The following is a 19,287-nucleotide window of genomic DNA, read 5'->3' on the forward strand; positions in this document are numbered from 1 at the left end:
CGGGGGTCCCGGCGGGGGGGGTGGGCCCCCCCCCCCCGCCGCCCCGCAACGCCCCCTCTCCATGCGTTCCGGTCCCGTCGGCCGGCGCCCTCACCGCCGTACGACGTCGCCGAACCGGATGTCGTACGCGGCGCCCGGGTGCATGGGCGCGGCGGGAGGAGGGTGACGAGGGTGCCGCCGTCGAGCTTCCACGGACCGGCCAGGAAACCGTCGGCCGGCAGCGGGACGCGGGCCCTGAGCGTCGCCCCTACACCGACCGACCCGCGACCGACGACTTCGCGGCGTACGGTCGCACGCCCACCGCAGCCGTGGCAGCGCGCCGGCCGTTCACGGTGCGCGGTCGCACACGGACGGCAGCCACGTCAGGCCCGGGGTGGCGCTGAGGGTGTCCAGGGAGTGCAGGAGGTCCTCCAAGTGGCGGGGGTGGGCGAGGAATTCGATCGCCGCCTCGCCGAACGCGTCCCGTACCGCGGGCGGCATCGCGTCGGAGGCGTCGAAGCAGTGCACGGCCCGCTTGTCGCGGAGGGTGAGCGCCAGGGAGCGGCGCCAGTCCGGGTCGGCGCCGCCGGCGGGCGGGACGCCGGCGTGGACGGAGAAGCCGGACTGCTGGGCGCTCCAGCCGCGTTGGGCGTCGGCGGAGGCCAGATACCGGATCAGCTTCTCGGCCGCCGGGGTGGCGTGCAGCAGGGCGACGAGGTCCCCGGAGACCTCCCACGCGCGGTTGGCGGGGGCGCCGAAGAGCAGCTGGGCGGAGGGCTCGTAGCGGCCGTCGACGTCCTTCCAGGCGTGCTGGCGGCCCCGGATGAACGACGCCTGGTGCTCCAGCGTGCAGCCCCGCGGGCTCGTGGTGACCGGCCGCGACGCCGCCTCGTACGGGGTCTTCAGGGCCCGCCGGACGAGGTCCGGGTCGCCTCCCGCACCGATCAGGTCGCCCCAGGTGGTCCAGGCCGCCTTGACCTGCTTCGACCCCCAGCGCAGTTTGCCGCGCGCCCACTGCTCGTAGACGCCCGGGCCGTACCGTTGCAGCAGGATGTCCTCGATCCAGTCGGTGCCGGGCCAGCCGCTGGTGGCGCCGGAGCCCATGCCGACGCACCACGCGGCCGGCTGGTGCGCCGCCTGCTTCCGCTCCTGCTCTGCGGCGTCGGCCGGGTACCAGACGATGCTCTTCAGGTCGGCCTTGAGCGGGAACCAGTACACGTGCCGGTCCGCCAGCGGCATGGCCCAGGAGGTACCGAAGTCGCCCCGGTCCACGAGGTCTTCGAGCGGCAGGAGGTGTTTCTGCCGGGCGTACTCGGCGAGTTCGCCGGGGCCGGTGAGCACCACGACGTCGGGCGGTGTTCCGGCCTCGACGTCGGCGCCGAGCACCTGGCTCTCGGCGTTGCTGCCCTGGTAGTCGACGTGGATGTGGTGCTTCCGCTCGAACGGCTCGATGACCGCCTTCCGGAAGTTCTTCTCGTCCTCGCCGGTCCAGTTGGCCAGCAGGGTGACGGTCGGCTCCTGCCCGAGGGCGCGTACGCCCACCACGACGGCCGCCGCCAGCACGGCCAGGCAGCTCGCCACCACCGTGAGGACGCGGACCAGGCGGCGGGAGGGGCGGAACCGGGTTCCTGGGGCTGCTGTCGCGGAGCCGCCGGTGTGCGCGTTCACCGGGGCCTGAACCGGTAGTCGTCGATGTGCCTCCGCAGGCCCGTCTCGGCCAGTGCCATCAGCAGGACGCCTCCTATCAGGATCCACACTGCCGCCGACGCGCGGAAGCCGGTGTGCGCCAGGTACGAGGCGGTGTCCCGCCCCGCGTCGGGTATGAGCCGCCCGGGCAGCGGGCTGTCGAGCAGGTGCCGGGTGTCCGCCATCCCCTGCTGGGTCCATACGGTGAACAGCACGGCGGTGACGACACCGACCGCCAGCAGGGCCAGCGCGGCCAGGAGTTGGCGGTTGTACCGGCGCCGGAAGCGGCGGCGGAGGAAGAGCTGGGTCTCCAGCAGCGCGGCGCCCAGGGCGAGGGCCAGCAGCAGGGTGACGCTCCAGGCCAGCCACAGCAGCGGGCCGAACGAGGTCTGCCGGTGCACGGCCGCCCGCTGCTGCCGTTGCAGCGCCTTCAGACGGTCCTGTATGCCCGTGCCCTTCTCCGTCAGGATGCTGGTCGCGTAGCTGCGGTAGGCCTCGCGCAACAGGCTGCCGTCGGGCTGATGCTGCGACTGCTGGACCTTGACCGCGTAGACCGTGATCAGCCCGGCGATCGTCTGCAGGGCCTGCCGGCCCGCAGGCCCGCCCACGCCGTCGTCCGCCGCGGCGGCCGACAGGCTCTGCGCGGCGACCGAGATCTGCTTCTGGAAGTCGCTGGTCGGGGCGGGCGCGCCGGCGTCCCGCTCGGCCTGGCCGAGTGCGTACAGCGTGGTGTCCAGGGACAGGACGGCCGGGGCGCTGGAGGTGCGCAGCGGGTTCGCGTCGCCGTGCACACCCTGGTACGACACGAACAGCGACAGCGCGAGCAGGGCCGACAGGGCCAGCAGCAGCCGGTGACGGACGGCGAGGTCATGGGCGGTCGTGCTGCCGCCGTCCGCCGGGCGCGGCCCGGTACCGGGGAGCCGGACCCGCGGGCGGGCGAGGCGGCGGGGCGCCCTGCCCGGGGCGCGGCGGTCGGCGGGGCGGGCCCGTGCGGGGCGTGGGGTGGAAGGGGCTGTCGGCTGCGCGCCGGTCGCGGTGCCGGGTGTCGTCCCTCTGCCGGTGGTCATGCGGGCGCCCCTCTCAGCAGCCGGCCGCACTTGCCGCCGCAGTAGACGGAGTCGGCCGGACCGAGCCACTTGCAGCCCGGACACTCGACGAGTCCGTCGGGGCGGACGGGGAGGGGCGGATCGGCGGATCCGGGCGGGGTGGCTCCCTCCGGCGCGGCGGATCCGGGTGGGGCGGCGGAGCCCGGTGGGGTCGCGGCGGCGTCGGCGCTCCGCGCGGCGGCACGCCCCTGTCCCGAGCCCACCGCCGGGGATGGCGGGGGTGGTGTGGCCGCCGGCTGTTCCGGTGGCGTCGTCAGGGCGCTGGAGAGGATCAGGTGCTGCCAGTCGACGTCCTTCAGGCCGGTCCGGATCCGGCCCGTGCCCGGTGCGGCCTCGATCAGCCGGAGGGCGCCGAGCAGTTGGGCGTCGCCCAGTTCGGCGGCCAGCGCGAGCGCGCGGGCGAGTTCCCGGTCCGCGGTGTCACGGCCGTCCGTGCCGCGCAGCCAGGCCCGGTAGGCACCGGCGACGGCGGCGCTCGCCTGCTGGTACAGCTCGTGCCGGCGGACCCCGGGATGCTGCCGGGAGGCGTCCAGCGGGTTGTCGGTCCAGCGCACCAGGATGGGTTGCGGGGCGGGCAGCCGTACCGGCCGGCCGAAGTCGGGTACGGCGATCTCCACGGCGGCGAGCTGGAGGTCCTCGCCGGTCTCGCGGCCGGTCGGGTCGGCGGTCAGGACGACCTGGAAGTGCCGTACCTCGTCGCCCCAGGCCCGGGTGACGTACTCCGCGCCGCGCCCGCCGGAGCCGGCCGGGACGGGCGGCAGTTCCTGTTCGCTCGGCACCACCTGCTTCACCTGACGGATCACCGTGCCCGGGGTTGGGGTGAGCCGGATGCGTAGCTCGGGTACCGCCGTGCCGAGCAGCCCGGCCACCAACTCCTCGTAGGCGGCGGTCAGTTCGGACTCGGCGCGGACGGCGCGGGCGCGGCCGTGCAGCCGCCGGGTGATGCGCAGCAGCAGTTCGGCGTCCCAGTCGTCGCCGATGCCCCACGCGTCGCAGACGAACCGGCCCTCGCAGGCGTCGAGCGCGGTGTCCAGGGACATGGCGGCCCGGTGGTCGTGCTCGTTGCGCCCGTCGGTGAGCAGCAGGACGTGTTTCACGGGGGCGGGATGGTCCTTGAGCAGCCACCGGGCGAGGTCGAGCCAGGTGCCGATGGCGGTGCCGCCGTCCGCGTCCAGGATCCGCACGGCGCGTTCGGCGGCCTCGCGTTCGCCGGGACCGGCGACGGCGAGCACCGCGCTGCCGGCTCCGGGGTGGACGAGGGTGGCGTCGAACCGTCCGGAGAGCACGGCGAACGCGGTGCCGTCGGGCAGCATCCGGACCGCGGCGACGGTGGCGTCCTTGGCCGCGTGCAGTTTGGCGGCGGGGTGGAGCATCGAGCGGGAGGTGTCGACGATCAGCACCTCGGCGAGCGCGGGCCCGGTGCCGGGCGCGGGCGCACCGGGGCGTCCCGGGCGGCCCCGGCTCCTGACCCCGATCTCCAGGATGGCGTGCATCTCCGGGTCGGGGTGCCGCCCGGCGGGGTCCGGCGCGACCGGCAGTTCCTTCTGCTGGCCGACCGCGAGCGTCACCTCGGTCTCCTCGGCCACGGTCATCGCTGCCTCTTCCCAAGTGGTCCAGAAGGGTTGTCTCCTCCGGGCGTCGTGCTCCCGGAGGGCCGTACGGGGGTCAGAACGTGGTCATCGGCCGGACCGCGTGGGCCAGGTCGAGGAGCCGGCCGTGTGCGCCGGCGGTGCGGGCCTGCGCGGCCAGTTGCCGGAAGGAGTGCTCCAGCCGGGTGCGCAGGCTGTCCTCGTCCCCGGGTCCGAGGAGGTCCCCGGCGGGGAAGTCCGGTCCCCAGCCCTGGGCCGGCCGGCTGTGCAGGGCGTTCTCGCGGACCTCGGCGACCAGCCGGGCCCGGGACTCCCCGGCCGCCGCGCCACCGTCCAGGCGCAGTTCGGGCAGCCGCCGGACAGCGTCCCGCAGGCCGGCCGGGGTGGGCGGGTTGCCGTGCAGGATGCCGGCGCGGACGCGGACGGCCGCGATGCGGGCGGCGTCGTGGTGCCGGGAGGTGGCGGGCACCTCGTCGAGGACGTGGACGGCGGCGTCCCGGTCCCCGCCGGCCAGGTGACCGCGGGCCAGGCCGAACGCGGCGGCGGTGTGCGCGGAGTCCCGTTTCCAGACGGCTTCGTAGTACCGCATGGCCCGTGCGGGGCGCCCGCCGCCCGTGGGCGCGGAGCCGGCGTGTTCCGCGCAGTAGCCGAGGGCGAGTTTGGGCACGTACTCGCCGGGCAGGGCCCGGTAGACGGCGTCGAAGCGGGCGCCGGCCAGCTCCACCTCGCCCTTGCTGAGGTGCAGCACGCCGTGGTGCCAGGCGATGCGCCAGTCGTGTTCAGCGCGTTCGCCGAGCTGGGTCTCGGCCTCGGCGAGCCAGCTCTCCGCCGCCTGCTGCTCGCCCTTTCTGAGGTAGGCGCGGCACAGCCACAGCGCGGTCTCGGGGGTGCCGAGGCGGGATTCGCGGGGCCACTGCCGGGCGACCCGGTCGGGGGCGTCGGGCGGGAAGGTGTCCAGGAGCAGGGCGGCGCCGTCGTCGGGGTCGGGCAGCGGCTCGGGCAGGGCGCCGGCCACCTCGGCGGCGGCGGGCGGGGAGACGTCCAGGCCCGCGGGCTGCTCGCCGGGGCGGGTGGTCCAGTGGTCCAGGGCGGGGATGGCGCCGAGTCCGGCGTCGAGGCTGGCGCCGGTCGCGCGGAACCGCGTGGAGCTCTCCGGCAGCTGCTCGCCGAACTGGAGCGAGCGGAACTCGCGGAGCACTTCCCACAGTTGGCGGGACATCTCGGCGGCGGATCGGAACCGGGCGCGGGGTTCGGCGTGGGTGGCGCGGGCGATGAGGCGGCGGAAGGAGTCGGGGGCGAGGCCGCGGGCGGGTTCGGTGTTCCGGGCCAGGGCCTGGAGCGTCATGCCGACGGTGTAGAGGTCGCTGTCGACGTGCCAGCCGCGCCGGTCGATCTCCTCCTGGGGCGGGGCGAAGCCGGCCGTGTGGACGTAGGCGGAGGTGCGGTCGCCGATGGCGCGGACGGCGCCGAGGTCGATGACCTTGATGGCCCGGCCGAAGTGGATGACGTTGGCGGGCTTCATGTCGCAGTAGAGCAGCCCGCGTTCGTGCATGTACTGGAGGGCGCCGAGGATCTTGCAGCCGTAGGTGAGGACGTGGTCCAGCCGGGGGCGGCCGTGGAAGATCCGCTCGGCGTCGTCGGCGTCGAGGAGCTGTTGCAGGGAGCGTCCGCCGATGTAGTCCATGACCAGGTAGCCGGTGGGTGAGCGGCCGGGGGCCCGGTGTTCGGCGTAGGTGATGATGCGGACGATGTCGGGGTGGTGCAGGTCGGTCAGCGAGCGGCGCTCCTCGACGGCGGTGCGGCGGGCGAGGGCGTCGTGGACGTTGATCTGGCCCTTGAGGACGACCCGGTGGCCGTCGGCGCGGGTGTCCTCGGCGAGGTACACCCAGCCGAGGCCGCCGTGGGCGAGGCAGCCGAGGACCTTGTAGTGGTCGGCGACGATGTCGCCCCTGGTGAGCTGTGGCCGGAAGGAGTAGGGCGTGCCGCAGCGGGGGCAGCGGCCGGTGTCGCGGGCGGGCTGGCCGCCGTAGCCGATGCCGATGGTCATGGTGCAGCCGTTCGCGCCGCACCGGCGGCCTCCGGTGGGCGGTCGCGGGTCCTCGACGAGGACGTCGTCGGGGACGGGGACCTCGGGCAGGACGACCAGTCCGTGCTGGTCGAGTTCGCCGATGCCGGCGACGGCGTGCACGGCCGCCGGGCCGGGGGGCTCGGGCTCCTCGGCGGTGCCGGCCGGGGGCCGGGCCGGCGGTGCGGTACGCGGTTCGGCGTGCCGGTGGCCGCAGGTGTCGCAGTAGCCGGTGCCCATGATGCGGCCCGCGCAGCCGGGCCGGATGCACGAGGTCACGAGGCGCCCTCCTCACCGGGTGTGGTGGCGGAGCAGAAGCCGACGAACCGCTCGACGGCGGCCTCGGCCCGCTCGATGTCGCAGGGGGTCTGCCGCAGCAGCGAGACGGCCTGTTCGTAGAGCCGGTACGCCGCCACGACCCGGTCGCCCTGCGCGGCGGCCCGCTGCCGGCACAGTGGCCACTCGGCGCCGACGCGGCCGAGGAGTTCCTCGCGGCGGCGCAGCCGGGCGTCGAGCAGGCCGACGGCCTTCTCCAGGCGGCGCCGGCGGCGGCCGACGGCGTCCTCGAAGGTGAACAGCAGTCCGGCGCGCGCGGGTTCGCGTTCCTGGGCGGGGGCGTGGTCGATCCAGGCGCGCAGCATCCGGCTGCGCCGCACGCCGGCCTCGGCCCGGTCGAGCAGCTGCCGGGCGCCGGGCGGGGGCAGTACGCGGTCCCGGCGGGCGTCGAGCGCGGGCCCCAACTCGTCGGTGATCCGGTCGAGTTCGGTGTGCAGGCGGGCCCAGCGCTCGCGCAGCGGCCGGTGCACGAGGAACTCGGCGGCCTGCTCGGCCCGTTCGCCCGGGCCGCGGAACACCAGCAGCAGCCGTGCGCCCTGCCGGGCGAGCCGGTCCAGCAGGCCGAGCAGGACGTCGGGTTCGGCGGCCTCGTCGACGGCGACCAGGACGGCGGCGAGCGGGAGGCGCAGGGTGCCGAGCCGTTCGGGGCGGGGGTCGTCGCGGATACCGAGGCGTTCGGCGATCCGGTCCATGACCTCCGCGGCCGTCAGTCCCTTGACGTCCAGGGCGAGGTCCTGCGCGCCGGCCGGGGGCACGGTCTCGGGCGGATCATGGCTGACGGCGCTGGTGTTGCGGTGGGTGCGCAGCTCGCGGTCGGCGAGGGTGACGGCCCGTTGCAGGGTCCAGGCGCGGTCGCCGCGCGCGGGGACGACGGTGACGAGCACCGGCCAGCCCTCCCCGCGGAACCAGGAGGCGAGTTCGGTGGCGAACGCGACGTCGAGCCGGCCGGCGGCGGCGCCGGTGCCGGTGCGCAGCCGGGGGTCGACGGCCTCGGCGCCGTCGGTCCAGGCGGCGACCTGCGGCAGATGGCTGAGGATGGTCTCGGTGGGGCTCATGTAGCTGAAGGCGGAGCCCGGGCCCTCGTCCACGCTCAGGACGATGCCGATGACCTGGTCGGTGGCGTGGTCGACGACACCGCCGCCGCTGAAGCCGTCGTCGGCGAGTTCTTCGGGGGTGATCGGGCGCAGTTGCACCTGGCTGTCCCGGCCGCGCGCGGCGACCAGGGTGGCGCCGTGCCAGCGCCCGCCGTCGTCGCCGCGCGGAAATCCGTACATGCTGACGGGACCGTGGGGGGCGGCGAGCCGGTAGAGCCGGGTGGTGTGCTCGGCGGGCAGTGGTGCGGCCAGGCGCAGCAGGGCCAGGTCGCCGCTGCGGTCGCCGAAGGCGTCCTCGCTCTGGGGGACGTGTTCGTCCGGGCGGACGGTGGCGGCTACGGCGGCCAGGCCGGGGACGCCGACCAGGCGGACGGTGTAGCGGTGGCCGGCCCTGACGACGTGTGCGGCGGTGAGGACCCGCTCGGGGGCGAGCAGCACGCCCGCGCCCAGGACCCGGCCGTCCGGTGTCTCGATGCGCGCGATCCAGGACGGTGTCCGTAAGCGCGATGCGACGACTCGCTCCCCCGTGCGCGTCATGGTCCTGAGGTTACTCCGCGTACCCGCCCGGTACTACTGGTGTGCACGGGGTCGTTGCGGAAGCCGGACAACCGGACTCGAACGAGTGCACTATACACACGGTGTATAGTCCGGGCATGCCTCTGACGACCGACACGATCTCGACGCCGATGCACGCGACCAGTGACGCGCACAGGAAGATGCGCGGAACGCGCCGAAGGTTGCGCGGCTGGGCGCTCGCGTCCGCCGCCGCCTGCCTGGCGCTCACCCTGTCCGGCTGCGCCCAGGTCGACACGACCGCCCCGAGCACCGCCCGCGCCGAGGCGGCGCACGGGGCGCCGGCCCGGTTCGGGACCGTCGACTGCCGCCAGGCCAAGTGCATCGCGCTCACCTTCGACGCGGGGCCCAGCGAGAACTCGGCGCGGCTGCTCGACATCCTCAAGGAGAAGAAGGTCCCGGCCACCTTCTTCCTGCTCGGCAAGCGGCACATCGAGAAGTACCCGGAGCTGGTCGAGCGGATGGCGGCGGAGGGCCACGAGGTCGCGAGCCACACCTGGGACCACAAGATCCTCACCCGGATATCGGACAAGGAGATACGTGAGGAGCTGACCCGGCCCAACGAGGCGATCGAGCGGCTCACCGGGCACAAGCCGACCCTGATGCGCCCGCCGCAGGGCCGGACCGACGCCGACGTGCACAAGATCTGCAAGGAGCTGGGCCTGGCGGAGGTGCTGTGGAGCGTGACCGCCAAGGACTACACGACCAACGACTCGGCGCTGATCACCAAGCGGGTCCTCGACCAGTCGTCCCGGGACGGGATCATCCTGCTGCACGACATCTACCACGGGACCGTGCCGGCCGTGCCCGGCATCATCGACGCGCTGAAGGCGCGCGGCTACGTCTTCGTGACCGTCCCTCAGCTGCTGGCGCCCGGCAGGGCCGAGCCCGGCGAGGTGTACCGCCCGTAGCCTCCCCCGCGGCTCAGAACACCACCGACCAGCCCTCGCGGGAGGCGTGTTCGGCGGTGTAGGAGACGCCGTGGACCTTCAGGCCGGCCGCGTCGAGGAGCGTGATCTCGCCACCCTGGTTGCCGAGTGGGGTCTCCGCGGTGAGCGGCACGGTCAGGCAGCCGCCGGGCGTGAGCGGGGCCGTGGCCGGGACCGGTGAGCCGTGGCCGAGGCGGCTGACGATCCGCCAGCCGGTCAGGTCCACGGGCTGCGGCGAGGCGTTGAGGAGGGTCACGGTCTCCGCCTCGGGAGCGGGGCCCTTCGGGTTGACCATCGCCGCGACGATCATCACGGGCCGCGCGCCGGTCGTGGGCCGGGTGCCCTCGACGTCCTCCAGGGTGTGCCCGGTGGTGTCGTCGGTGTGCCAGGACTGGCTCTGGAAGGCCAGGAAGATGCCGACCCAGCGGGACTGCGCGGGGAAGCGCAGCAGAAGTCCGCCGTCCTGCCACACGCCGTCGTCGCCCCTGAAACGGCGGCTGTTGCCCTGGTTCATGTGGACGTCGTGCACGCCGTTGCCGGGCAGGAAGCCGAACACCTTGTCCTTCACGGCGGGTTCGGGGCCGAAGCGGGAGCCGAAGACGTACGCCCGCGACTCCGGGTCCGCCACCGCGCGCTGCACGTAGTGGTCGAGGAGGTCGGCGAGGTCGTTGTCCGGTCCCTCGACGTCCGGCGGGAGCGACCGCATCCCGGCGGGGTCGAAGAGGTTGCCGCGCACGAAGTCGAGAGTCGGGCCGCCGGGACCGGCCGGCAGGGTGTTCCAGCCGCCGGGCAGACCCTCCAGGGCGGCGGTCAGCGGGTGCCGGAAGTCGTCGGCGACGAGGTAGAGCAGTTCGGAAGGGTGCTCCTGGGAGAGCACGTTGACCGCGGCCCGGTAGTGCGTGCCGTGGTCGTCCGTGAGGTGGATCTGGTAGTGCGGTGTCTCCCGCGCGCCCTCGCGCCGTGTCTCGACGACGCGGGCGATCAGAACGCCGTAGTTCTTCACCGGCATGGCGACCAACTCCCCCGTACGACGGGCCGGTCGGCCGGCCCGTGGCAGGAAGCGTAGAAGCAGGATCCCCGTGGCGCCGCCCCGCGCACCCACTGTTTCAGAATACGACCCCTCACGGACACCTGCTACGCGAGCGGGGCGGGACGGCGGGTGAACGCGCGGGTGACCGGCGTCCCTTGCCTACGATCGTGTCGTGCCCGCCTTCTCCCTCGAACGTACGGTCCCGCTCCCGCCCGGCGAGGCGTGGCGGCGGCTCACGGACTGGCCGCGCCACGCCGGCGCGGTCCCGCTGACCCGGATCAGGGTGCTCACACCCCCGCCGACCCGCGAGGGCACCCGCTTCGTGGCCCGGTCGGGGCTCGGCCCGCTCGCCCTCGACGACGTGATGGAGGTGACGGTGTGGCGCCCACCGGCCGACGACGAGCCCGGCCTGTGCCGCCTGGAGAAACGCGGCCGGCTGATCCTCGGCTGGGCGGAGATCGAGGTCCGCCCGGCCCTCGGGGGCCGCAGCCGGGTGGTATGGCGAGAGGACCTGAGCGTCCGCTTCCTCCCCCGAGCCTTCGACGGCCCGTTGAAGTCAGCCTCCCGCCTGCTGTTCGACCGGGCGGCGAACCGTCTGCTGAGCCACGGGTGAGCGAGGGGCGGGGCGTCGGGCGCCGGGCATGCGCCGGCCGACGGACGCGGTGACCTGACCGCCCGTCGGTGGGGTGGGGATCCCTGCCCCACGGGACGTACCCGGCCCGGCCGACGCGTGGACCGAGGTGAGCCAGCTGGAACCCGGCCCACTGGGCGGCGCGAGCAACCACAGCGAGCGAACCGAGCCGACCGCCGGGCGCGCCTCAGGAACGGATGAGCCGACTGCCTGAACGTGCCGAGCGCACCGTCACGACGGGCGTGGCCCGCTCGGGGATGCGCGAGCCGACCGCCCGAGCCTGCCCAGCCGACCAGCACCGCAGGCCTGGCCCCCCCCACTCGGGCACGCGCGTCAGCCGACCGCCCGAGCCTGCCCAGCCGACCAGCACAGGCAGACGCGTACCGCGCGCCGGAACACGCGAGCCGACCATCACGGCCGGCGCGGCCCCCCGCTCGGGGATGCGTCAGCCGACCGTCACGGCCGGCGTGGCCCCCCGCTCGGGCACGCACGTGAGCCCACCGCCCGAGCCTGCCGAGCCGACCAGCACTGCGGGCCTGGCCCCCGCTCGCACGCACGCGAGCCGACCGCGAACACGGGCTTGAGCCAACCGGGCGGGCGGGAGCCGGCGTGACCGGCCGCCGGGAACGCGTTCGAGTCGGCCCTCGTGGCGGACGTGCGCCGGCCTGGGAGCGTGACCTGGGTCGGTGCCGGTGGGTCGGGGCGCCTCCGCGGCGCTCAGTCCTTGCGGCCCGTCAGGGCCACCGTCACGCCCAGGCCGATCATGGTCAGGCCGCCCGTCCCGCCGACCGCGGACAGGCGGCGGGGGGAGCGGGCGAACCAGTCGCGGGCGGCTGAGGCGGCCAGGCCCCAGACGGCGTCGGAGATCACCGCGATGGCGTTGAAGACGAGCCCGAGCAGCAGCATCTGCGCCGGGACGTGACCCTGCTCGCGGTCCACGAACTGGGGCAGCACGGCGGCGAAGAAGACCATCGTCTTGGGGTTGGCCACGCCGACCGCGAATCCCTCCCCCAGGGTGCGCAGGCCGCCGCGCGCCGGGCCGGACTCCGTGACCGTGGCCCGCAGCGAGCCGCGCTGCCGCCACGCCTTGACGCCGAGGTACACGAGATACGCGGCGCCCGCGAGCTTCAGGGCGGTGAAGACGAGGACCGAGCGCTCGACGACCGACCCGATGCCGAACGCCACGGCGACGACGAGCAGGTACGCGCCGAGCGTGTTGCCGACGACGGTGGTCAGCGCGGCCCGGCGGCCGTGGGCCAGGGCCCGTCCGATCACGAACAGCACGCTGGGGCCGGGGACGATGATGAGCAGGAAGGAGAGGGCGGCGAAGGCCGCGAGACGGTCGGGGGACACCATGCCGTCATGCAACACAGGGACGACGGCGGTCGGCAAACACTTTTCAGGCCACCGACCCGATCCGCCCCTCCGGCCGCGTGGCCGTGTCGTGGTGGATGGGGATGCGCGCGCCGGTCAGCGACACCCCGCTGCCCCCGCGCCGGCTCGCGACGATCTCCGCCGCGATGGACAGCGCCGTCTCCTCCGGTGTGCGGGCGCCGAGGTCCAGGCCGATCGGGGAGCGCAGCCGGGCCAGCTCCAGCTCGGTGACGCCGACCGCGCGCAGCCGCTCGTCGCGGTCCAGGTGGGTACGGCGGGAGCCCATCGCGCCGACGTAGGCGACCGGCAGCCGCAGCGCCAGCTTCAGCAGCGGTACGTCGAACTTGGCGTCGTGGGTGAGGACGCACAGGACGGTACGGCCGTCGACCTCGGTGCGCTCCAGGTACCTGTGGGGCCACTCGACGACGATCTCGTCGGCCTCGGGGAAGCGGGCCCGCGTCGCGAACACCGGCCGGGCGTCGCACACGGTGACGTGATAGCCGAGGAACCTGCCGATCCGGACCAGCGCCGACGCGAAGTCGATCGCGCCGAAGACGATCATCCGGGGGGCGGGGACGGAGGATTCCACCAGGACCGTGAGCGGGGCGCCGCAGCGCGAGCCCTGTGCGCCGATCTCCAGGGTGCCGGTGCGGCCCGTGTCCAGGAAGGCGCCGGCCTCGGCGGCGACCGTGCGGTCCAGCTCGGGGTGGGCGCCGAAGCCGCCGTCGTACGACCCGTCGGGCCGGACCAGGAGGGCCCGCCCCCGCAGCTCGGCGGGCCCCTCGGCGATCCGCGCGACCGCCGCCGCCTCCCCTCGGGCGGCGGCGGCCAGCGCGGTCGCGAACACCGGCCGGGCGGGACCGTCCGCCCTGACCGGCGTGACGAGGATGTCGATGACACCGCCACAGGTCAGGCCGACCGCGAAGGCATCCTCGTCGCTGTACCCGAAGCGTTCGAGGACGGTGTGGCCGTCCTCCAGCGCCTGTTGGCACAGCTCGTACACGGCGCCCTCCACGCACCCGCCGGAGACCGAGCCGATCGCCGTGCCGTCGGCGTCCACCGCGAGGGCGGCGCCGGGCTGGCGCGGGGCGCTGCCGCCGACGGCCACCACGGTGGCGACGGCGAAGTCACGGCCCTGCTCGACCCACCGGTTCAGCTCCTCGGCGATGTCCAGCATCTGTCGGTCTCCTTGAGAGGGTGGGAGGTATGAGGACGGCTAGTGGACGCCCAGCCAGGCCTCGATGGGGTGGAGGGCGAAGTAGACCAGGAAGACGACCGTCAGGCCCCACATGAAGGCACCGATCTCGCGGGCCTTGCCCTGGGCCGCCTTGATGACGGCGTAGGAGACGACGCCCGCGGCGACACCGGTGGTGATGGTGTACGTGAACGGCATGAGGACGACGGTCAGGAAGACCGGGATCGCGGTCGCGCGGTCGGCCCAGTCCACGTGCCGGGCGTTCATCAGCATCATGGCGCCGATGACGACCAGCGCGGCGGAGGCGACCTCCTGCGGCACGATCGCGGTGACCGGGGTGAAGAACAGGCAGGCCGCGAAGAACAGGCCGGTGACGACGGAGGCGAGACCCGTGCGGGCTCCCTCGCCGACGCCCGTCGCCGACTCGATGAACACGGTCTGGCCGGAGCCGCCCGCCACACCGCCGATCGCGCCGCCGGCGCCGTCGATGAACAGCGCCTTGGACAGGCCCGGCATCCGTCCCTTGTCGTCGGCCAGTCCGGCCTCGGTGCCGACGCCGATGATGGTGGCCATCGCGTCGAAGAAGCCGGCGAGCACCAGGGTGAAGACGATCATGCCGATCGTCATCGCGCCGACCTGGCCCCAGCCGCCGAACTCGACGTTCCCGAAGAGTGAGAAGTCGGGCATCGAGACGGCGCCGCCGTGCAGTCGGGGGGCGCCGCCCGCCCACTGGCCCGCGCCGATGACACCGAGGCCGTTGAGGACGGCGGCGACGACCGTGCCGGAGACGATGCCGATGAGGATGGCGCCGGGGACGTTCCGGGCCTGGAGCATGAAGATCAGCAGCAGGGTGCCGGCGAAGAGCAGCACCGGCCAGCCGGCGAGTTCACCGGCGGGGCCGAGGGTGAGCGGGGTGGCCTTGCCCTGGTGCACGAAGCCGGACTTGTAGAAGCCGATGAGGGCGATGAACAGGCCGATGCCCATGGTGATGCCGTGCTTGAGCGCGAGCGGGATCGCGTTCATGATCATCTCGCGCAGGCCGGTGACGACCAGCAGCATGATGACCACGCCGTACAGCACGCACATGCCCATGGCCTGCGGCCAGGTCATGACGGGGGCGACCTGCGAGGACAGCACGCCGGAGACGGAGAGGCCGGCGGCGAGGGCGAGCGGCACCTTGCCGGCGAGACCCATCAGCAGCGTGGTGAAGGCCGCCGCGAACGCGGTCGCGGTGATCAGCGCCTTCTGGCCGAGCGTGTCCCCCGCCGCGTCCTTACCGGACAGGATGAGGGGGTTGAGCAGGAGGATGTAGGCCATCGCCATGAAGGTGGTGATGCCGCCGCGCACCTCACGCGCGACCGTGGATCCTCTTCTGGATATGTGGAAGTACCGGTCGAGCCAGGACCGCCCGGCCGGGACGCGGCTGCCTTCGCCGGCGTCCTCGGCTGCGGTCCTGGGCTCCACTGACTGGGTCATGGGCCAACTCCCAAGGTTCATAGGGGCACCCGTGTCATGCCTTCGGCCATGCGCGGGCTTTGGGAAGGACGACCCGGGGGACGGCCCGAGACGAACAGTGGGGGTTGGGGGGACGGAGTCCCCCCGGGAGAGCACCGGTCGTGTCCCCGAAGGGCTACGCGGTCCCCGTCAGGTGCTCGGGCCGCACCGGCGTGCGGTTGAGCTCCAGCCCGGTCGCGTTCCGGATCGCCGCGAGGACGGCCGGGGTGGACGACAGGGTCGGGGCCTCGCCGATGCCGCGCAGCCCGTACGGGGCGTGCTCGTCGGCGAGTTCGAGCACGTCGACCGGGATGGCCGGCGTGTCGAGGATGGTGGGGATCAGGTAGTCCGTGAAGGAGGGGTTCTGGACCTTCGCGGTCTTCGGGTCGACGATGATCTCCTCCATCACGGCCACGCCCAGGCCCTGGGTCGTACCGCCCTGGATCTGGCCGATGACGGAGAGCGGGTTGAGGGCCTTGCCGACGTCCTGGGCGCAGGCCAGTTCGATGACCTTGACCAGGCCGAGTTCGGTGTCGACCTCGACGACCGCGCGGTGGGCGGCGAAGGAGTACTGGACGTGTCCGTTGCCCTGGCCGGTGCGCAGGTCGAAGGGCTCGGTCGGCCGGTGCCGCCACTCCTCCTCGACCTCCACGGCCTCGCCTTCGAGGACGTCGGCCAGGTCGGCGAGGACCTCGCCGCCGTCGGTGACGACCTTGCCGCCCTCCAGCAGCAGCTCCGCCGTGGCCCAAGCGGGGTGGTAGGAGCCGAACTTGCGCCGGCCGATCTCCAGGACCTTCTCGCGGACCAGCTCGCAGGCGTTCTTGACGGCGCCGCCGGTGACGTACGTCTGCCGGGAGGCCGATGTCGAACCGGCCGAGCCCACCCGGGTGTCCGCCGGGTGGATCGTCACCTGTGCGACGCCCAGCTCGGTGCGGGCGATCTGCGCGTGGACGGTGACACCGCCCTGGCCGACCTCCGCCATCGCGGTGTGCACGGTGGCGACGGGCTCACCGCCCACGACCTCCATGCGCACCCTGGCGGTGGAGTAGTCGTCGAAGCCTTCGGAGAAGCCGACGTTCTTGATGCCGACCGCGTAGCCGACCCCGCGTACGACGCCTTCGCCGTGGGTGGTGTTGGACAGTCCGCCGGGCAGCTGCCGTACGTCGGCGCCCTCGCTGGACTCCCACTGGCGCTCCGGCGGCATCGGCATCGCCTTGACGCGGCGCAGGAGTTCGGCGACCGGCGCCGGGGAGTCGACCGGCTGCCCGGTCGGCATGACGGTGCCCTGCTCCATGGCGTTGAGCTGCCGGAACTCCACCGGGTCCATGCCGAGTCTCTTCGCCAGCTTGTCCATCTGCGCCTCGTAGGCGAAGCACGCCTGGACCGCGCCGAAGCCGCGCATGGCGCCGCAGGGCGGGTTGTTGGTGTAGAGGGCGATGGCCTCGATGTCGACGTCGTCGATGACGTACGGGCCGACGCTCAGCGAGGAGGCGTTGCCGACGACCGCCGGGGAGGCGGAGGCGTAGGCGCCGCCGTCCAGGACGATCCGGCACTTCATGTGGGTCAGCTTGCCGTCGCGCGTGGCCCCGTGCTCGTAGTACAGCTTGGCCGGGTGGCGGTGGACGTGTCCGAAGAAGGACTCGAACCGGTTGTAGACGATCTTCACCGGCTTGCCGGTGCGCAGCGCCAGCAGGCAGGCGTGGATCTGCATCGAGAGGTCCTCGCGGCCGCCGAAGGCGCCGCCGACGCCGGCCAGCGTCATGCGCACCTTCTCCTCGGGCAGGCCGAGGACGGGCGCGATCTGGCGCAGGTCGGAGTGGAGCCACTGGGTGGCGATGTAGAGGTGGACGCCGCCGTCCTCCTCGGGCACGGCGAGGCCGGACTCGGGGCCGAGGAAGGCCTGGTCCTGCATGCCGAAGGTGTACTCGCCCTCCACGATCACGTCGGCCCGCCTGCGGGCCTCCTCCACGTTGCCGCGGACGATCGGCTGGCGGTGCACGATGTTCGGGTGCGGGACGTGCCCGGCGTGGTGGTCGGCGCGGTTCTCGTGGACGAGGATCGCGTCCGGGGCGGTCGCGGAGGCCTCGTCGGTGATGACGGGCAGTTCCCTGTAGTCCACCTTGATCTTGGCGGCGGCGCGGCGGGCCGTCTCCGGGTGGTGGGCGGCGACGATGGCGACCGGCTCGCCGTGGTGGCGCACCTTGCCGTGCGCGAGGACCGGGGTGTCCTGGATCTCCAGGCCGTAGTTCTTCACCTCGGTGGGCAGGTCGTCGTACGTCATGACGGCGTACACGCCCGGCATGGCGAGGGCCTCGGAGGTGTCGATCGAGACGATCTCGGCGTGTGCGACGGTGGAGCGCAGGATCTGGCCCCAGAGCATGTCCTCGTGCCACATGTCGGACGAGTACGCGAACTCGCCGGTGACCTTGAGGGTGCCGTCCGGGCGGAGCGTGGACTCGCCGATGCCGCCCCTGGTCTGCGAACCCTGGGTGATCTTGGTGGGTGCACCGTTGGCCGGCATGCTCAGACCCCCTCGGACTGCCGTGCGGCCGCCAGGCGGACCGCGTCCATGATCTTCTCGTAGCCCGTGCAGCGGCACAGGTTGCCCGACAGCGCCTCGCGGATGTCGGCGTCGGTCGGGTTCGGGTTGCGCTCCAGCATCTCGTCGGCGGCGACGAGCAGGCCCGGGGTGCAGAAGCCGCACTGGACGGCGCCGGCGTCGATGAACGCCTGCTGGACGGGGCTCAGTTCGGTGCCCTCGCCGGTCTGCGAGTCGGTGCCCTTGGCCTGCCACGACTTGGCCTCGTCCAGGCTCGTGCCACCGCGGGCACCCGTCCCGCGGGAGCGCTGCTCGGCGTAGTCCGCCAGTCCCTCGACGGTCACGACGTCCCGGCCCTCGACCTGGCCGGCCGCGACCAGGCAGGCACACACGGGCACGCCGTCGAGGCGCACGGTGCAGGAACCGCACTCGCCCTGCTCACAGGCGTTCTTGGAGCCGGGCAGGCCGAGGCGCTCGCGCAGCACGTACAGCAGGGACTCGCCCTCCCAGACGTCGTCGGCTTCCTGCGGGCGTCCGTTGACGGTGAAGTTGACGCGCATCAGGCAGCTCCCTCGGTGGCGCGGCGGGCGCCGCGGTACGACTCCCAGGTCCAGGTCAGCGTCCGGCGGGCCATCACGCCGACCGCGTGCCGGCGGTAGCTCGCGGTGCCCCGGACGTCGTCGATCGGGTTGCAGGCGGCGGAGCACAGGTCCGCGAACTGCTTGGCGACCGACGGGGTGATGATCTTTCCGTTGTCCCAGAAGCCGCCCTCCTCCAGGGCCGCGTTCAGGAACTCCTCGGCGGCCTCGGCCCGCACCGGGGTGGGCGCGGCCGAGCCGATGCCGGTGCGCACGGTCCGGGTCCCGGGGTGCAGGGCGAGCCCGAAGGCGCAGACGGCGATGACCATGGCGTTGCGGGTGCCGACCTTCGAGTACTGCTGGGGGCCGTCGGCCTTCTTGATGTGCACGGCGCGGATCAGCTCGTCGGGCTGGAGCGCGTTGCGCTTGACGCCCGTGTAGAACGCGTCGATCGGGATGAGGCGGGTGCCCCGGGCCGCCGACGCCACCTCGACCTCGGCGCCGGCCGCGAGGAGGGCGGGGTGGGCGTCGCCGGCGGGCGAGGCCGTGCCGAGGTTGCCGCCGACGCCGCCGCGGTTGCGGATCTGCGGGGAGGCGACCGTGTGCGAGGCGAGCGCGAGGCCCGGCAGCTCGGCACGGAGATTCTCCATGATCGCGGTGTACGGGACGGAGGCACCCAGCCGGACGGTGTCCTCGCCGACCTCCCACGCGTAGAGGTCGCCGACGCGGTTCAGGTCGAGGAGGTACTCGGGCCGGCGGTGATCGAAGTTGATCTCGACCATCACATCGGTGCCACCCGCAATCGGCACAGCGGTGGGGTGCTCGGCCTTCGCGGCGAGCGCCTCCTCCCAGCTGGCGGGGCGAAGGAAGTCCATTGACCGGCTCTCTTCTTCGTCTCGTGGGTCGTGCAGATCGAGCCGATCCGTGTGCGGCGGGCCCGGCTCGTTCCTGTGCTGTTGACGTGGAGTGGACTCAGTACACCGCCCTGTGCTCCGAAGGGGTCAGTCACCGAAACCATGAAGGAGTTCGCTGGCCAGCGCGAGCATCTTGTAGATTCGTATGAATGGAGGTCATCGCTCACCTCTCCGT

At 73.5% G+C, this 19,287-nt stretch carries 14 protein-coding genes; 2 read left to right on the top strand and 12 right to left on the bottom strand.

Annotated elements, in window-relative coordinates; genetic code table 11:
* Positions 1–327: 327 nt before the first annotated feature.
* The 5 genes from AB0L21_RS28175 to AB0L21_RS28195 form a co-directional block, all read right to left on the bottom strand.
* The gene (locus AB0L21_RS28175) at positions 328–1,647 is read right to left on the bottom strand and encodes an ABC transporter substrate-binding protein (RefSeq protein WP_365787192.1); all 1,320 of its coding nucleotides are present in this window, start codon (positions 1,645–1,647) and stop codon (positions 328–330) included.
* A complete protein-coding gene (locus AB0L21_RS28180; protein ID WP_365787194.1) occupies positions 1,644–2,732 on the bottom strand; it encodes a hypothetical protein in 1,089 nt (362 codons plus the stop codon). The genes AB0L21_RS28175 and AB0L21_RS28180 overlap by 4 nt, the downstream gene beginning before the upstream one ends.
* Positions 2,729–4,363 carry a VWA domain-containing protein gene (locus tag AB0L21_RS28185; RefSeq protein ID WP_365707053.1) on the bottom strand — a complete coding sequence of 545 codons (1,635 nt, stop codon included), beginning with the start codon at positions 4,361–4,363 and terminating at the stop codon, positions 2,729–2,731. The genes AB0L21_RS28180 and AB0L21_RS28185 overlap by 4 nt, the downstream gene beginning before the upstream one ends.
* A gap of 73 nt (positions 4,364–4,436) precedes the next feature.
* Positions 4,437–6,704 carry a tetratricopeptide repeat protein gene (locus AB0L21_RS28190; protein ID WP_365787196.1) on the bottom strand — a complete coding sequence of 756 codons (2,268 nt, stop codon included), beginning with the start codon at positions 6,702–6,704 and terminating at the stop codon, positions 4,437–4,439.
* On the bottom strand, positions 6,701–8,392 hold the full coding sequence (locus AB0L21_RS28195; RefSeq protein WP_365787199.1) for a trypsin-like peptidase domain-containing protein: 1,692 nt from the start codon (positions 8,390–8,392) through the stop codon (positions 6,701–6,703). The genes AB0L21_RS28190 and AB0L21_RS28195 overlap by 4 nt, the downstream gene beginning before the upstream one ends.
* Before the next feature lie 179 nt (positions 8,393–8,571).
* Between AB0L21_RS28195 and AB0L21_RS28200 the strand changes: the two genes are divergently transcribed.
* Positions 8,572–9,339, top strand: a complete 768-nt coding sequence (locus AB0L21_RS28200) for a polysaccharide deacetylase family protein (RefSeq protein WP_365707165.1) — start codon at positions 8,572–8,574, stop codon at positions 9,337–9,339.
* A gap of 13 nt (positions 9,340–9,352) precedes the next feature.
* Here AB0L21_RS28200 and AB0L21_RS28205 read toward each other — a convergent pair whose 3' ends face one another.
* On the bottom strand, positions 9,353–10,366 hold the full coding sequence (locus tag AB0L21_RS28205; protein ID WP_365707047.1) for a DUF2278 family protein: 1,014 nt from the start codon (positions 10,364–10,366) through the stop codon (positions 9,353–9,355).
* Between the two features lie 193 nt (positions 10,367–10,559).
* Here AB0L21_RS28205 and AB0L21_RS28210 point away from each other — a divergent pair, with 193 nt between their 5' ends.
* Complete coding sequence (locus tag AB0L21_RS28210) at positions 10,560–11,000, top strand: SRPBCC family protein (protein ID WP_365707045.1); 441 nt, start codon at positions 10,560–10,562, stop codon at positions 10,998–11,000.
* Between the two features lie 735 nt (positions 11,001–11,735).
* On the opposite strand, the gene AB0L21_RS28215 is transcribed toward AB0L21_RS28210, so the two are convergent.
* The 6 genes from AB0L21_RS28215 to AB0L21_RS28240 all read right to left on the bottom strand — a co-directional run bounded on the left by AB0L21_RS28215 (position 11,736) and on the right by AB0L21_RS28240 (position 19,073).
* Entirely contained in the window at positions 11,736–12,374 is a 639-nt protein-coding gene (locus AB0L21_RS28215) for a LysE family translocator (RefSeq protein ID WP_365707043.1), read from the bottom strand.
* Positions 12,375–12,417: 43 nt separating this feature from the next.
* Complete coding sequence (locus AB0L21_RS28220) at positions 12,418–13,569, bottom strand: XdhC/CoxI family protein (RefSeq protein WP_365707041.1); 1,152 nt, start codon at positions 13,567–13,569, stop codon at positions 12,418–12,420.
* Positions 13,570–13,608: 39 nt separating this feature from the next.
* On the bottom strand, positions 13,609–15,063 hold the full coding sequence (locus tag AB0L21_RS28225; RefSeq protein ID WP_365707039.1) for an NCS2 family permease: 1,455 nt from the start codon (positions 15,061–15,063) through the stop codon (positions 13,609–13,611).
* A 154-nt stretch (positions 15,064–15,217) separates the two neighbouring features.
* On the bottom strand, positions 15,218–17,602 hold the full coding sequence (locus tag AB0L21_RS28230) for a molybdopterin cofactor-binding domain-containing protein (protein WP_365787201.1): 2,385 nt from the start codon (positions 17,600–17,602) through the stop codon (positions 15,218–15,220).
* 2 nt (positions 17,603–17,604) lie between these two features.
* Positions 17,605–18,180, bottom strand: coding sequence for a (2Fe-2S)-binding protein (locus tag AB0L21_RS28235; protein ID WP_365787203.1), 576 nt, complete (start codon positions 18,178–18,180; stop codon positions 17,605–17,607).
* Positions 18,180–19,073 (bottom strand): FAD binding domain-containing protein, encoded by an 894-nt coding sequence (locus AB0L21_RS28240; protein WP_365787205.1) that lies wholly within the window; start codon positions 19,071–19,073, stop codon positions 18,180–18,182. Before AB0L21_RS28240 ends, AB0L21_RS28235 begins: the two co-directional genes overlap by 1 nt.
* Positions 19,074–19,287 lie beyond the last annotated feature (214 nt).

It is taken from the genome of Streptomyces sp. NPDC052721 (assembly GCF_040678315.1).
GTDB lineage: Bacteria > Actinomycetota > Actinomycetes > Streptomycetales > Streptomycetaceae > Streptomyces.